The organism is Streptacidiphilus rugosus AM-16 (genome assembly GCF_000744655.1).
Classification (GTDB): Bacteria; Actinomycetota; Actinomycetes; order Streptomycetales; family Streptomycetaceae; genus Streptacidiphilus; species Streptacidiphilus rugosus.
In genome coordinates this window covers 1,219,994-1,233,395 of record NZ_JQMJ01000004.1, presented here as the reverse complement: position 1 = coordinate 1,233,395, position 13,402 = coordinate 1,219,994, and the positions used below count along the sequence as shown (strand labels likewise).

Below are 13,402 nucleotides of genomic sequence, written 5' to 3'. Positions count from 1 at the left end.
AGCCGTCCGGGGCGCGGCGAAAACGCACCCGGGAGCGCGTTCTTGCCTCAGAGGCAAGAAACTTGCCTGGCAGGCCGGGGGGGGTGTGCACTGGATCCATGGACGCGAAGGCACCCGGTGGTGCGAGCAGTCAGGAAGGCCCGGGCCTCACGGCCGAGGACCTGCCCGGACTCGGAGCGCGCCTGCGCGAGCGCAGGCTGCGCAGTGGACTGACCCTGGAGGCCGCTGCTGCCCGGATCGGGCTCTCGCCCGCTCACCTGTCACGTCTGGAGACCGCCAAACGCCAGCCGTCGCTCCCGGTGTTGCTCGGTCTCTCCCGAGCTTACGCCGTCCCGCTCGACGTTCTGCTGGGGGAGGCCCCCGCGACCGCGACGACGGTGGTCCGCGGTGCGGCCGCCGAGCCCAGCGCCGCCGGCGGCTGGACCTACCGCCCGGCCGGTGCGCCCGGACGCGCCATGCAGGCCCTGCGGGTGCACGTGCCGCAGCTCCTCCAGGACGCGGTCGTCCGGGTCCATCCCGGCGAGGAGTGGCTCTACGTCCTCTCCGGCCGTCTCACGCTGACGCTCGACCGTGAGCGCCACCTGCTGGAACCGGGCGACTCCGCCCACTTCGACTCCATGCGCCCGCACCGCCTGGCCGCCGAATCGGCGACCGGCGTCGACCTGCTCTTCCTGCACACGCTGCTGCAGAGCCCTACTTCGGAGTTGTGCCTTGGCTGACCACGTCCAGCACCCGGCCCGTCCCTTCCTGCCCGTCGAGGACGGCAGTTCCCGGACCGAACGCCGGGTCAACATCCGGGTCTTCATCTACGTCATCGGTCTGCATGTCTTCGCGGGCTTTGCGATGCTGCTCTTCTTCCTCGGGCAGCGCGGGGCCTGAGCAGGCACTTCGTCACCTGCTCCACCCTCACGACTTTCGGAACTTCTGCATCCGCATGCTGTCGTGGCGCGCCGTCGCGGACGCCCTTCACGGTTAGCGTGGCGTAGAACGCGAAGGCCAGAGTGAGGATTGCACGTGAGCTTCGACCCCATGCGTCGTACCCTCGGCCGGGGCAGGCCCTTCCGGCTGATCGTCACCGGCGGTGGGACCGGAGGCCACACGTACCCGGCGCTCACCACGATCCGGACCCTCAGGGCGGCCGAGGCCGCCAGCGGCAGGTCCATCGAGGTCCTGTGGGTCGGGGCCGCAGGCAGCCTGGAGGAGCGCGTCGCCGAAGGCGAGGGGATCACTTTCCGCACCGTCGTCACCGGCAAGCTGCGGCGCTCCGGCACACCGCTGGGCCTGGCCTCGCTCGCCAACCTCACGGACCTGGTCAAGGTACCGCTGGGCGTGGCCCAGGCCCGGTCGCTGCTCACCGAGTTCGCGCCCGACGTGGTGCTGGCCACCGGCGGCTACGTCGCCCTCCCGGTCGGCTTCGCGGCGCGCCTGTGCCACCGGCCGCTGGTCGTGCACGAGCAGACCGTGCGGCTCGGCCTGGCCAACCGCACCCTCGCCCGCCTCGCCACCAGATTCGCCGTGTCCTCCGAGTCGACGCTCGCGCTGCTGCCGGAATCGGCCCGCCGCGCCGCGGTGGTGACGGGCAATCCGGTCCGCCCGGAGGTCATGGTCGGGCGCGCGGACAAGGCCGTCGAGGCACTGGCGCTGCACGGCTTCGACCGGCGGCTGCCGACCGTCTACGTGACCGGCGGCGCGCAGGGCTCGCAGCAGATCAACCGGCTGGTCTGCGGCATCCTTCCGTGGCTCCTGGAACGCGCCAACGTGGTGCACCAGTGCGGCCCCGACAACGTCGCCGAGCTGGACGAGGCCACCGCGACGCTGCCCGCCGAGCTGGCCGCCCGCTACCGGTCGACCGGCTACGTCGGCGTCGAACTGCCGGACGTGCTGGCGCTGGCCGACGTGGTGGTCTCCCGCAGCGGGGCCGGCACGATCGCCGAGCTGACCGCGCTGGGCAAGGCCTCGGTGCTGGTGCCGCTCGGCACCTCCGCGGGAGACGAGCAGGCCTACAACGCCCGACACCTCGCCGACGCGGGCGCGGCGGTCGCACTGCTGGGCGAGGTGTCGGCGCAGGACCTGCGCGACGCGGTCGGCGAGCTCGTCGCCGACGACGCCCGCCGCCTCGACATGGCCAAGCGGGCCCGCGCCCAGGGCCGCTCGGACGCCGCCGAGCGGCTGGTCGACGTGGTCCTCGCCACCGCGGCCGGCCGCTGACCGCGCGCCGCCGACCCCCGTCGCCCGGGCCGGTCCCTCCGGCGAGTTCACCGCCGCGCGGTCGGCGCGTTGGCTCAGCAGCACGCGCGCCCGGCCGCCACGGGGCCCCGGCGGCGGCGATCTGCGGCGGCTCGGACTGGACCCGCGGCGGCAGGCCGTACTCCCCGCGCGCGTCGTAGGAGAGCTCGTCGTAGCCCCAGTCCCGCTCGTCGAACGGCGGATGGCAGAGCACCGCGTCGGCGCGGAGCTCGGGGAACGGGTCGGAGGGCAGGCGGTCGACGGCCGCGACGCGGATCGCCGCCGTTGCCACGACCACGTCGACGACCAGGCCTCGCGGCAGATGCCCGCGCGCGTCGTCGCCGAGGGCGCAGGGCCGGGTCGGAAAGAAAATGAGTTGCCGGGCGACATGACACTCGATCATGCTCGCCTGCATGTACCTGTAACGGCTGCCACGTAGCAAGCAACAACCGTCGCGCGATCGACCCCTGGCCTGACCACTCGGCCCGGAGGCGATGACCCGCGCCCGCGTGTGCACCCGTTCATGTACCAGGAGCCCGGGCCCCGGCCTGCGAGCGCTCCTGCCGAGCCCTGAAAGCAACCCATACATGCATACCGACCGCAAGGCCCGCTGGGCCGTGCGTCAGTCCGCCCTGCCCACCGTCGTCCGCCCGTGCCCGGACTGCCCCGGCACGCGGCACCGTCCCTCGGGCAGGATCCGCGTCAACGCGAGCGGCAAGCTCCTCGACGTCTGGCTGCTGCTGAGCTGCGCGACCTGTGACCGGACCTCGAAGGTGCCCGTCCACGAGCGCGTCCACGTCTCCTCGCTCGATCCGGCCCGGCTGGTCGCTTTCGAGAACAACGACCCGGCCGTGGTGCGCGAGCTGACGATGAGCGCGTCGCTCGCCACCAGGAACGGCTACCGCCTCGACTGGACCGGCACCTGGGAGTTGGAGACCCGGATGCCGCTCTACGCACTGGACGACCCGTCACCGCTCGTGGTGCGGGTCGGATTCGAGCTGCCCGCCCCGGTCCGGGTGGAACGGCTCCTCATGCTCGGCCTCGGCCTCAGCCGCTCCGCGGTGCGGCGGATGGTCGCGGACGGGCGGATCCGGCTGCCGCTGGCCCCGGACGCCAAGGCGCACCGCGACTTCGAGCTCACCCTCCACAGCCCCGGGGCGGTCGACGCGGCGAAGCAGGCCGGATTGCCCGACGGCGCGATCGACCGGCGCACCGGGTCCGCCCACGTCGAGGCGCAGGTCCCGCCGCCGCAGTCGCCGCACGCGGCGAGGGCGGCAGCGGCACGGGCGTAGGAGGCGTCGCAGCCTCCTGGCCGGCCCGTCGGCGCACCCGCCGCGGAGCTGCCAGGAGGCACGGCGCACCGTGGCTTCAGTTCTCCGGCCTGCGCAACGCCTCGTCGAGCCGTTGCCTCTCGGCTCGTCTGCCCGCCTTGTAGAGGGCGTTGACGTCGATGCTGGGGTCGTGCCTGTCGAAGACCGCCTCGGTGTCGTCCGGCTTGACGAGCAGCGGTACCGGCCTCCCGTTGGCGGGCAGCGAGACGCCCGACGCGGCCTTGATCTTGACTCTGACCTTCCGGCCGTCGCCGCCGGTGAACTCGACCACGGCCTCGCGCCGGTGCGACGCTGCGTTGGCGTTGTTCAGACCGACGATGCGGGAGTCGATGAGCGTTCCGGTGACGCGCTTCCAGTTGCGACGAAACATGGGCGCACCGTAGGGACGCCGAAGTCGGCGGTCAAGGGTTCAGGGGAGCTGTTCGGCGAGTTCGTTCGAGGTCATCGGGGTGGAGAACATGGGGAAGTCGTAGGCGATGGCGTTCTCGTGCTGTTCCTTCGACACCGCGGCGGTGCAGTCGGTCAGTGTGATCACCCGGTAGCCGTGCTCGTAGCCGGTGCGCATCGTGGACTCCACGCAGCAGTTGGTGAGGAAACCGGCCAGCACGATCGTGGTGATGCCCTTGCTGCGCAGGATGAAGTCGAGGTTGGTGCTGGCGAAGGTGTCCAGGCCGCGCTTGCCCTCGACGACGATGTCGCCCTCCTGCGGCGCCATCGCGTCGGAGATGTCCGCGCCCCAGCTTCCCTTCACGAAGGCGTTGCCGTCCACCACGCCCTTGAGGATGCCGTAGGGGTGCCGGGTGATCTCGTGGTAGCCGGGTGCGAACGAGATCGGCGCGTGCACGATGCTGACTCCCGCCGCCCGCGCCTCCGCGACCAGTCGTCGGGCGTTGTCCAGCATCCCGGTCGCCTCCATGACGGGCCGGACGGCGTTGTGCAGGACGCCGCCCTCGGAGGTGAACTCGTTCTGGAACTCGATCAGGACCAGGGCGGTGGTGGCGGGGTCGATCGGCATGGTGTCTCACCTCTCGGGAGCAGGCCGCTGGGACGGGCGTGGTCGGCCCGTCCCGACCAACTCAAGCAGCAGCGAGGTCCGTTGACGAGACCGCAGAAGGGTGACGATCGCCGCCCGGCCCGCCCCGTCCGGCGCCGGTGCGCGCCGATCACCCCGACCGCCGGACTCAGGCCCGCTCCTCCCGCATCAGGCGCAGGAAGGCGCGGATTCCGCTGATGACCTCCTGGTTGTCGGTGAGACTGCCGAGCGCGTCCTCGAAGCGGCGGCCCATGGCGTGGATCCGCTGTTCGAGCTGGTCGTCGCGTTCGCGGACCACGACCGCAAGACGGTCGAGCTCCTGGGTCAGGCGGCGGGACTCCTCGGAGAGCTTGGCCGTCGCGGTCTCGGCGGCGTCGAGGCGCGCCTTGAGGGTGACCACGTCGTCGCGGGGGAAGGCCGCCTCGGTGCGCATCAGGCCGAGCCGCGCGCGGAGATGCCGCAGATAGGCGTCGGCGGGCCGGAAGACGGTGCTCAGCAGGTAGAACGCGGAGAACCAGTAGCCGAGTTCGCGGCCGGACACCGCGGTGATCACCGCGATCACGGCGGCGGAGACCAGGTGCGCGCCGATCGCCAGCCGCAGCAGACGCCGGGCGATCGCCTCGGCGTCCTGCTCCCGTCCGGCCGGGACGTCCACGCCCGCGGCGCGCCCGTCGAGGATCTCCTGCCGCACCGTCTTCGCCTGGAAGTACAGGTTCCAGGGCACGGTGAGCAGCACGACCAGCCACAGCAGGCAGAGCGCCCCCGCGCCCAGACCCAGCAGTTCCGAGAGCGGGGTGTGCGCGAAGAGATGCAGCAGCACCCCGAGCACCACCGCAGCGACCGCCAACAGACCGAAGAAAGCCCCCATGCCGTCGATGATCACGGACGGCACGAGGGCTCGGGGAGAGCGGTTCTACTCAACCGCGCTCAGTACGGGTGCTCAGGCGAGCGGGTCGCTCTGCTTTGAGCTACAGCCCCATGAAGTGGAGCTGGGAGGACTTGCACGCTCCATCTACCCGCTCGACATCCAGCCTACGTGGATGGGCGGGGACCGCCACTCGGGGAGCGCTGCCGATCGGGCGAATTGTCGTGAACACCTGTCGCGGCGAACGGCCCTCGCGGTCGCGGGTCCGAGCATGGATGGATCCGGGGCCGCCGCGCACTCAGGGCAGCGGCCGGCTCCTCGTGGGAGAGGACCATGCATGCGCAGAGCGAACTCCACCCGGGCGTCGAAGAGGCTCGCCGCCGCGGTCACCACCGCGGCGGTGGCCCTCGTCGGCCCGGCGGTCACCGGAGCGGCGACCGCCTCGGCCGCCCCTCAGGGGACGACCGTCCACGTGAAGATGACCAACGCGGGATTCCGCCTCCCCGAGGAGGTCAGGGCGGGTTTCGTCACCTTCTCGGTCAGCACCAAGGACGCGAACGGCCACGAGCTGCAGGGCCTTCAGCTGCACAAGGGCGTGACGATCGCGCGGATTGTCGCCGACATCCGCAAGGCGGTCAGCAACAACCCGTCCGAGGCCGCGGCCGGTATCCGGGCGGTGGAGCGGGACGCGACGGTCGTGGGCGGCGCCGCCGTCGAGCCGAGCACGGTGGTCGACGCGACCATCCCGCTGACCAGGGGCACCTACTACTTCTTCGACTTCAGCCAGTTCTTCGTGCCGAACGCTCCCGCGCCCACCTTCCACCGGCTTGAGGTGAACTGCGCCTTCCGCGGTACGACGCCCTGGCACCGGGCCGAGATCGACCAGGTGGAGACCAGGAAGGGCCCGCGGTTCGAGGGACCGTCGAACCTGGACCTCGACGCCCCCATCCTGGTGCGCAACAAGGCCGACGAGATCCACGAGGCCATGTTCCAGCGGGTGAACCCGGGCGTCACCAACGCCAAGCTGACCGCGTTCTTCGCCGCGGTCGCGGCGGGGAAGAACCCCGGCTTCAACCCCTTCGCGGAGTCGGCCAGCCGGGGTCTGGCCGCCATGTCACCCGGCCGCGAGCAGGTGCTGAGCTTCCACCCGAAGTCGGGGCGCTACGCGCTGCTCTGCTTCATCCCTGACGACCGGTCGGGCATCCCGCACGCGTTCCTCGGGATGCACGAGGTCGTCCGGCTGTAGCTCCGGCCGCAGCAGGCCGCCGTTCAGCCGTGGGCAACGGGGTGACGTGGCTCGTAGAGGGCCAGGTCACCCCCTCCCGGCAGGCGGAGCCCGGTCAGCAGGCCCCAGGCCAGCTGTTGGACCGGACGGGTGAACTCGACGCCCTTGGCCTCGAGTTCGGCGACGGTCGCGGTGAGGTCGTCGCACATGAGCATCAGCTCGTGCGAGTGCACCGTCTCGGTCGGATGGACGGCGATCTCGGCGGGCGGGGCCCGGAAGATCAGCCAGCCGTGGCCGGCGTCGACGCTCGGCAGACCGAGGACGTCCGCCAGGAAGGCACGGTCGGCCTCCGCGTCGCTGCTGTAGATCACCACATGTGCGCCGTTGATCACGTCTCGACGCTAGGACGCTCACGCCCCGGGGGCAACCCCGGGCGCGCGGGAGACGGACAGGTCGACCGCGGTGCCCCGGGAGACCGTCGTGCCGGCGGCCGGCTGCTGCGCGCAGACGGTGTGCGGCGCGGCGGCGGTGCCGGAACAGCTCCCCGCGCCGACGTGCCCCACGCGCAGGCCCATGCCCTGCAGCAGATGCCGCGCGCGGCTGAGGCTCAGCTGCGTGAGGTCGGGCGTCCGCAGCGAGGTCGTGGCACCGTGCGCCCCCGCCGCACCGGACGCTCCGCCCGCGCCCGCGTGCGCGCCGCCGAAGCCGATCCACGCGCCGAGCGAGGCCACCACCACGACGCCGACGGTCGCCAGCACCGCCTTCCGCCCCGTCCGCCGCCCGCCGCGACGGGCGGCCCGCCCCTCGTCCTCCTCCGAGGGGGTCGCGGGCTCGGGCAGCGGCGTGACCAGGGTCTGCGCGCCGCGCCCGGCCACCTCAGGCCGTTGCGTGTGCGCCGTGTGCGCCGAGGCCGCCGACTGCTCGGCGTCCAGCACGGCCACCACCGCGTCGCGCATCGTCGCCGCGTCGGGGAAACGCTGCCCGGGGTCGCGGGCGAGAGCCCGGGAGACCAGGACGTCCACGGCGGGGGAGAGCGCGGGAGCCAGCAGGGACGGCACCGGCGCGTCCTCGCGGAGCCGGCGCCAGATGGTGTCGAGGGCGGTGTCCGCCGTCAGCGGCGGCTCACCGGTGAGCAGTTCGTGCAGCAGGCAGCCGACCGCGTACAGGTCGCTGCGGGCGTCCACGGGCTCGCCCCTGGCCTGCTCGGGGGAGAGGTAGTCGGCGGTGCCCACGACCATGCCCACCGCCGTGAGCGTCTGCTGGGCGGAGGGGTCCGCGCTGCGGGCGATGCCGAAGTCCATCAGCTTGACCGCGCCGTCGTCCGCGACCATGACGTTCGCCGGCTTCACGTCGCGGTGCACCATCCCGTGGCGGTGGGCGTGGTCGAGGGCGTCGAGCAGGTCCGCGGTGATGCGCAGCGACCGCGCCGCGGGAAGGGGCCCCTCGTCCGCCAGCACCCTGGAGAGCGTGCGGCCGGGGAGGTACTCCATGACCAGGTACGGCAGGTCCATGGTCCGCCCCGCGCCCTCGCCCGAGTCGAAGACGGCGACCACGCACGGGTGGTTGAGCGAGGCGGCGGCGCGGGCCTCGCGTCCGAAGCGGACCCGGTAGACCGGGTCGGCGGCGAGCTCGGGGCGGAGGATCTTCACCGCGACGGTGCGGTCCAGCCGCAGGTCGCGGGCGCGGTGGACCTCGGCCATGCCGCCGCTTCCGAGCAGCTCGCAGAGGAGGTAGCGGTCGCCGAGCGCGGGGGTCTGCAGGATTTCCACAGCGGGATGCTGGACGGGTTCCTTGTGGAAATCATGTGACCGCCACCGTCGTCGGGCGACGACGGTGGCGGTCACAGGTCCGCCCCGGGATCCCGGCCGGTCCGCTACGCCCGTCCGGAGGACTTCTGGGTGCGGCGGGAGAGGGAGTCCACGATGACGGCGGCGAGCAGCACCGCGCCGGTGATCATGTACTGGATGTCCAGCGTCAGGCCCAGCATGAACAGGCCGGAGTTGATCGACTCGATCACCAGGATGCCCAGCAGCGCCGACCACACCCGGCCGCGGCCGCCGAAGAGGCTGGTGCCGCCGATGACGGCCGCGGCGATGGCCATCATCAGGTTGTTCGGGTCCGCGCCCGCCTGCCCGGCGGCGTTGGTGGTGGCCGCGATGGCCAGACCGCCCAGCGCCGCGAAGAAGCCGGAGATCCCGTAGACCGTGATCCGCACCATCGCCACGCTGATACCGGCCCTGCGGCTGGCCTCGATGTTCCCGCCGACCGCGAAGATCTTGCGACCGTAGGTGGTGCGGCGCAGCACGAAGTCGCAGACGACCAGCACGATCAGGAAGAGCACCAGGTTGTTCGGCACGCCGCTCGCCTGGTTCAGCACCCAGGCGACCAGGAAGGCCCCGACGGCCAGCGCTCCGGTCCGGAACAGCACCTCGCCCATCGGCCGGTAGGGGACGCCCGCCGCCTTCCTGCGCCGCTGCTGCGTGAACTGGCCGACGAACATCAGCACCACCGCGATCCCGGCCAGCAGGTAGCCGCCGATGACGCGCCCGTCCAGGAAGTACGAGTTGCCGGACAGGTAGTGGTTGAGGCCCTTGTCCTCGAGGTTGATCGTGCCGGTCGAGCCGAGCAGCCAGAGCATGACGCCCTGCCAGGCCAGGAAGCCGGCCAGGGTGACCACGAAGGCGGGCACGCCGATCTTGGCGAAGATCGTGCCCTGCAGCGCGCCGATCGCCGCGCCGGCCGCCAGGGTGGCCACCACCGCGACCCAGGCGTTCCAGTGGTGGGTGACCGACAGCACCGCGTAGATGGCCGCGGCCAGGCCGCTGACCGAGCCGACCGACAGGTCGATCTCGCCGAGCAGCAGCACGAAGACCAGGCCGACCGAGAGCAGGCCGAGCCCGACCATGTAGTAGGCGATGAACTCGGCGTTCGAGGCCTTGAAGTAGGCGCTGTCCTTGAGGCTGAAGATCAGCCAGATGATCACGAGGCCGATGACGACCGGCAGCGAGCCGAGCTCACCGCCGCGCACCTTGCGCTTGAACTCGTGGACGTAGCCGCGCCAGCCCTCCTGCCGGACCAGCAGGCGCGGGTCCACCGGCGGCGGGACCGCGGCCGGTGGCGTCGGGTCGGAGCCCGGGGAGGGTACGAGAGGATTGGTCATGCGTCTCCCTCCGGGCGCTGCTCCATGGAGCGCGCCTGACGGCGGGTCACCGCGTTGTCCGTAGCGCCGGTGATCGCGGAAATGATGCTCTCCTGGGTCGTCTCCCTGACCGGGAAGGTGCCGTTGTTGCGCCCCAGCCGCAGCACGGCCACCGTGTCCGCGACCGCCCGCACGTCGACCATGTTGTGGCTGATCAGGATCACGCCGAGGCCGCGGTGCCGCAGCCGCTCCACCAGGTCGAGCACCTGCGCGGTCTGCTCCACGCCGAGGGCGGCGGTCGGCTCGTCGAGGATGACGACCTTCGGGTCGCCGATCAGCGAGCGGGCGATCGCCACGACCTGGCGCTGGCCGCCGGACAGGCCCGCCACCGGGATCCGCACGCTCGGGATCCTGATCGACAGGGTGTCCAGCAGCTCCTGGGCCTTCTTCTCCATCGCGACCTCGTCCAGGGTGCCGCGGCTGGTGATCTCGCGGCCGAGGAAGAGGTTGGCGACGACGTCCAGGTTGTCGGCCAGCGCGAGGTCCTGGTACACCGTCGCCACGCCGAGGTGCTGCGCGTCCTGGGGCCGGTGGATGGTGACCGGGCGGCCCTCCCACTCGATGACGCCCTCGTCGATCGGGTGCACTCCGGCGACCGTCTTGACCAGCGTCGACTTGCCGGCGCCGTTGTCGCCCACCAGGGCCACGACCTCACCGGTGTGCACGTCGAGGTCGACGTCGGTGAGGGCCTGCACGGCGCCGAAGCGCTTGGAGACGTCGCGCAGCGCCAGCACCGGCCCGCCGGAGGACGTGAAGCCCTTCGGCGGGTCGGCGGGTCCGAGCGGGCTCGTCACGAGAGCCCGGCGGACTTGCAGGCGGCGGCGAACTCGGGCGTGCAGATCTGCGCGACGGTGTACAGGCCGTCGGCGATGACCGTGGTCTTGATGTTGGCCTTGTTGACCAGCACCGGGGTCAGCAGGTCGGACGGCACGACGTTGCCCGAGCCGCTGGTCTTGTGGGCGTTGACGATGTTGGAGGGGATCTGGCCGTTCAGCAGGCCGACGGCCAGCTCGGCGGCGGCGTCCGCCTCGGGCTTGTAGGCCTTGTAGATGGTGAACGACTGCGTGCCGGCCACGATCCGCTGGATCGCGTCGAGCTGGGCGTCCTGTCCGGTGAGCGGGAGGGAGCTGAGCCCCGCGTTCTTCATCGAGGTCGCGACACCGGCGGCCATGCCGTCGTTCGCGGAGTAGAAGCCGGCGATGTTGGCCGCGCCGAGCTGGTTGATCGCCGCGGTCGCCTTCTGCGCCGCGACGTCGGGCTTCCACAGCCCGGAGGCGTCGTAGGCGATGTCGAGCTTGCCCTTGACCGCGCCCTGGAAGCCGTTCTTGAAGTCGGCGGCGTTCGGGTCGGCCGAGTCGCCGTCGATCTCCACGATCTTGGCGGTCGGGACGGCCTTGGAGCCCATGGTGGACAGCAGGCCCTGGCCCTGGAGCTGGCCGACCTTGACGTTGTCGAAGGAGACGTAGGCGTCGATCGGGCCCTGGGCCAGGCGGTCGTAGGCGACGACCTTGATGCCCTTGGCCCGGGCGGCGTCCACCGAGGACTTGATCTGGGCCGAGTCCTGGGCGTCGACGACGAGGACCTTGATGCCCGAGTTGATCATGGTGGTGGCCTGCTGCGCCTGGGTCTGCGGGCTGCCGCCCGCGTTGGCGTACTTGACCTCGACGTTGGGAGCGAGCTCCTTGACCTTCGCCTCGAACAGCGGCTTGTCGAACTGCTCGTAGCGGGTGGTGGTGTTCTCCGGCAGGAGCAGGCCGATCGAACCGCTGGCCGCCGCGCCGGTACCGCCGGCGGTGGGCGACGAGGTCGAGGACGAGTTCGAACTCCCTGCCTTGCCGCAGGCCGCCGCCACGAGAACCAGCGAAACGACGGCGGTTGCGGTGGCGACGCGCTTGAGGGGGTGCTTGATCACGATGTGGGGCCTTCCACGACACGCCGCTGAGGCGGCTGAACGGAACAGCTGCAGGGACCGCCTGCGCGACTCCTGGCCGCCTCACCCCCCACGACGGCGCTCCGATTAAAGTCCTCGGACTTTCCTTCGCAGCTCAGACACTCCCGTGCCGCTCACCGCGTTAACTCGAACGGCCCAATGCGGTGGTGGCGCCCGTGGCAGGATCGCGGGACATGGACGCCTCTCCCTTTCCGGCCCCGCCCGCCCCATCCGTCACTGCAGCCCCGCCCGTCACACTCGCCGTCGTCGGCGCGGGCAGTCGCGGCAGCGGCTACGCCGCCTGGGCCGCGGCGCATCCGGACCGCGCCAGGGTGGTGGCGGTGGCGGAACCGCGCGAGGTGCGCCGACGGGCGTTCGCGCGTGAGCACGCGCTCGCCGAGGCCGAGGTCTTCGCCGACTGGCGCGACCTGGCCGCGCGCGGGCGCGGGGACCGGGGCCGGACCGCCGACGCCGTGCTGGTCTGCACCCTGGACCGGATGCATGTGGAGCCGGTGCTGGAGTTCGCCGCGCAGGGCTACCACATCCTGCTGGAGAAGCCGATGGCCCTGGACGAGGAGGGCTGCCGGGCGATCGTCGCGGCGGTCGAGGCGGCCGGCGTCGTCCTGGCGGTGGGCCACGTGCTGCGCTACACCCCCTACACCCGGGCGCTGAAGCAGGTGGTGGACAGCGGCCGGCTGGGTGAGATCGTCAGCGTGCAGCATCTCGAACCGGTGGGCCACTGGCACCAGGCCCACTCCTTCGTCCGGGGCAACTGGCGGCGCGCGGACGAGGCGACCTCGATGCTGATGGCGAAGTCCTGCCACGACCTGGACTGGCTCCAGTACGTCGTCGGCCGGCCGCCGGCCCGGGTCGCCAGCTTCGGTCGGCTCACCCACTTCACCGCCGCCAACCGCCCCGAGGGCGCGGCGGACCGCTGCCTGGACTGCGCGGTGGAACCGCGGTGCGCGTACAGCGCGCCGCGCCTGTACGGAGAACGACTGGCGCAGGGACGCCACGGCTGGCCGCTGTCGGTCGTGGTGGACGAGCCCACGCCGGAGGCGCTGGACGCGGCGCTGCGCGAGGGCCCCTACGGGCGCTGCGTGTACGCCTGCGACAACGACGTGGTGGACCATCAGGTGGTGGCGATGGAGTTCGCGTCGGGGGCGACCGCCACCTTCACCATGACCGGGCACAGCGAGATCGGCGACCGGCGCACCACGGTCTTCGGCACCCGCGGCGAACTGCGGGGCGACGGAAGGAAGCTGGAGATCCACGACTTCCTGAGCGGTCGGACCGAGACGCTGCTGCCACAGGCCGGCGCGGGGGAGATGACGGCGGAGAGCGGCCACGGCGGCGGCGACGCCGGACTGATGGACGCCTTCGTGGCGGCCGTGGCGGCGAACGACCCCTCGCTGGTGCGCTCGGGGCCGCGCGAGTCGCTGCTCAGTCATCTCGCCGTGCTGGCGGCCGAGGAGGCGCGGCTCTCCGGCACGGTGCAGCCGGTGCGATTCTGACGGTCGATCGGGGTTTCGACCGGAGAATGTTTCTGAGACGCGCTCATCGCCGGGAGTATTTACGGTTTCTGGGCGTCCG

Annotated in this window: 14 protein-coding genes; 6 read left to right on the top strand and 8 right to left on the bottom strand. The window is 71.8% G+C overall.

Annotated features, from left to right (window positions below):
* The first annotated feature begins 98 nt into the window (after positions 1-98).
* From BS83_RS14695 to BS83_RS14685, 4 genes are all read left to right on the top strand, one after another.
* Positions 99-719, top strand: coding sequence for a helix-turn-helix domain-containing protein (locus tag BS83_RS14695; RefSeq protein ID WP_037604292.1), 621 nt, complete (start codon positions 99-101; stop codon positions 717-719).
* Positions 712-879, top strand: coding sequence for a DUF6126 family protein (locus BS83_RS45420; protein WP_157597183.1), 168 nt, complete (start codon positions 712-714; stop codon positions 877-879). Before BS83_RS14695 ends, BS83_RS45420 begins: the two co-directional genes overlap by 8 nt.
* A gap of 150 nt (positions 880-1,029) precedes the next feature.
* Positions 1,030-2,208: a UDP-N-acetylglucosamine--N-acetylmuramyl-(pentapeptide) pyrophosphoryl-undecaprenol N-acetylglucosamine transferase gene (locus BS83_RS14690; RefSeq protein WP_037609005.1), complete on the top strand. Its 1,179-nt coding sequence runs from the start codon at positions 1,030-1,032 to the stop codon at positions 2,206-2,208.
* A 605-nt stretch (positions 2,209-2,813) separates the two neighbouring features.
* Positions 2,814-3,518 (top strand): DUF1062 domain-containing protein, encoded by a 705-nt coding sequence (locus BS83_RS14685; RefSeq protein ID WP_084713500.1) that lies wholly within the window; start codon positions 2,814-2,816, stop codon positions 3,516-3,518.
* Positions 3,519-3,594: 76 nt separating this feature from the next.
* Here the strand turns inward: BS83_RS14685 and BS83_RS14680 are convergent, their stop codons facing one another.
* The 3 genes from BS83_RS14680 to BS83_RS14670 all read right to left on the bottom strand — a co-directional run bounded on the left by BS83_RS14680 (position 3,595) and on the right by BS83_RS14670 (position 5,458).
* Entirely contained in the window at positions 3,595-3,927 is a 333-nt protein-coding gene (locus BS83_RS14680) for a DUF3592 domain-containing protein (RefSeq protein WP_037604291.1), read from the bottom strand.
* Between the two features lie 39 nt (positions 3,928-3,966).
* Positions 3,967-4,572, bottom strand: coding sequence for a cysteine hydrolase (locus BS83_RS14675; protein ID WP_037604290.1), 606 nt, complete (start codon positions 4,570-4,572; stop codon positions 3,967-3,969).
* 166 nt (positions 4,573-4,738) lie between these two features.
* Positions 4,739-5,458, bottom strand: a complete 720-nt coding sequence (locus BS83_RS14670; RefSeq protein ID WP_037609002.1) for a hypothetical protein — start codon at positions 5,456-5,458, stop codon at positions 4,739-4,741.
* Positions 5,459-5,792: 334 nt separating this feature from the next.
* Between BS83_RS14670 and BS83_RS14665 the strand changes: the two genes are divergently transcribed.
* Entirely contained in the window at positions 5,793-6,701 is a 909-nt protein-coding gene (locus BS83_RS14665; protein ID WP_037604289.1) for a hypothetical protein, read from the top strand.
* A 23-nt stretch (positions 6,702-6,724) separates the two neighbouring features.
* Here the strand turns inward: BS83_RS14665 and BS83_RS14660 are convergent, their stop codons facing one another.
* From BS83_RS14660 to BS83_RS14640, 5 genes are all read right to left on the bottom strand, one after another.
* The gene (locus tag BS83_RS14660) at positions 6,725-7,072 is read right to left on the bottom strand and encodes a VOC family protein (protein WP_037604288.1); all 348 of its coding nucleotides are present in this window, start codon (positions 7,070-7,072) and stop codon (positions 6,725-6,727) included.
* An 18-nt stretch (positions 7,073-7,090) separates the two neighbouring features.
* Positions 7,091-8,449, bottom strand: a complete 1,359-nt coding sequence (locus BS83_RS14655; protein ID WP_051943063.1) for a protein kinase domain-containing protein — start codon at positions 8,447-8,449, stop codon at positions 7,091-7,093.
* Between the two features lie 104 nt (positions 8,450-8,553).
* Entirely contained in the window at positions 8,554-9,840 is a 1,287-nt protein-coding gene (locus BS83_RS14650) for a sugar ABC transporter permease (RefSeq protein WP_037604287.1), read from the bottom strand.
* Positions 9,837-10,673 (bottom strand): ATP-binding cassette domain-containing protein, encoded by an 837-nt coding sequence (locus BS83_RS14645; protein WP_051943062.1) that lies wholly within the window; start codon positions 10,671-10,673, stop codon positions 9,837-9,839. The genes BS83_RS14650 and BS83_RS14645 overlap by 4 nt, the downstream gene beginning before the upstream one ends.
* Positions 10,670-11,788, bottom strand: a complete 1,119-nt coding sequence (locus tag BS83_RS14640) for a sugar ABC transporter substrate-binding protein (RefSeq protein ID WP_037608998.1) — start codon at positions 11,786-11,788, stop codon at positions 10,670-10,672. The genes BS83_RS14645 and BS83_RS14640 overlap by 4 nt, the downstream gene beginning before the upstream one ends.
* Before the next feature lie 215 nt (positions 11,789-12,003).
* Here BS83_RS14640 and BS83_RS14635 point away from each other — a divergent pair, with 215 nt between their 5' ends.
* Positions 12,004-13,323 (top strand): Gfo/Idh/MocA family protein, encoded by a 1,320-nt coding sequence (locus BS83_RS14635; protein WP_051943061.1) that lies wholly within the window; start codon positions 12,004-12,006, stop codon positions 13,321-13,323.
* Positions 13,324-13,402: the final 79 nt, after the last annotated feature.

What these genes read in the sequence shown, in the direction of transcription:
- BS83_RS14695 (WP_037604292.1), top strand. Translation starts at nt 99, where the DNA reads ATGGACGCGAAGGCACCCGGTGGTGCGAGCAGTCAGGAAGGCCCGGGC.
- BS83_RS14650 (WP_037604287.1), bottom strand. Translation starts at nt 9,840, where the DNA reads ATGACCAATCCTCTCGTACCCTCCCCGGGCTCCGACCCGACGCCACCG.
- BS83_RS14685 (WP_084713500.1), top strand. Translation starts at nt 2,814, where the DNA reads ATGCATACCGACCGCAAGGCCCGCTGGGCCGTGCGTCAGTCCGCCCTG.
- BS83_RS14675 (WP_037604290.1), bottom strand. Translation starts at nt 4,572, where the DNA reads ATGCCGATCGACCCCGCCACCACCGCCCTGGTCCTGATCGAGTTCCAG.
- BS83_RS14670 (WP_037609002.1), bottom strand. Translation starts at nt 5,458, where the DNA reads ATGGGGGCTTTCTTCGGTCTGTTGGCGGTCGCTGCGGTGGTGCTCGGG.
- BS83_RS14690 (WP_037609005.1), top strand. Translation starts at nt 1,030, where the DNA reads ATGCGTCGTACCCTCGGCCGGGGCAGGCCCTTCCGGCTGATCGTCACC.
- BS83_RS14680 (WP_037604291.1), bottom strand. Translation starts at nt 3,927, where the DNA reads ATGTTTCGTCGCAACTGGAAGCGCGTCACCGGAACGCTCATCGACTCC.
- BS83_RS14665 (WP_037604289.1), top strand. Translation starts at nt 5,793, where the DNA reads ATGCGCAGAGCGAACTCCACCCGGGCGTCGAAGAGGCTCGCCGCCGCG.
- BS83_RS14635 (WP_051943061.1), top strand. Translation starts at nt 12,004, where the DNA reads ATGGACGCCTCTCCCTTTCCGGCCCCGCCCGCCCCATCCGTCACTGCA.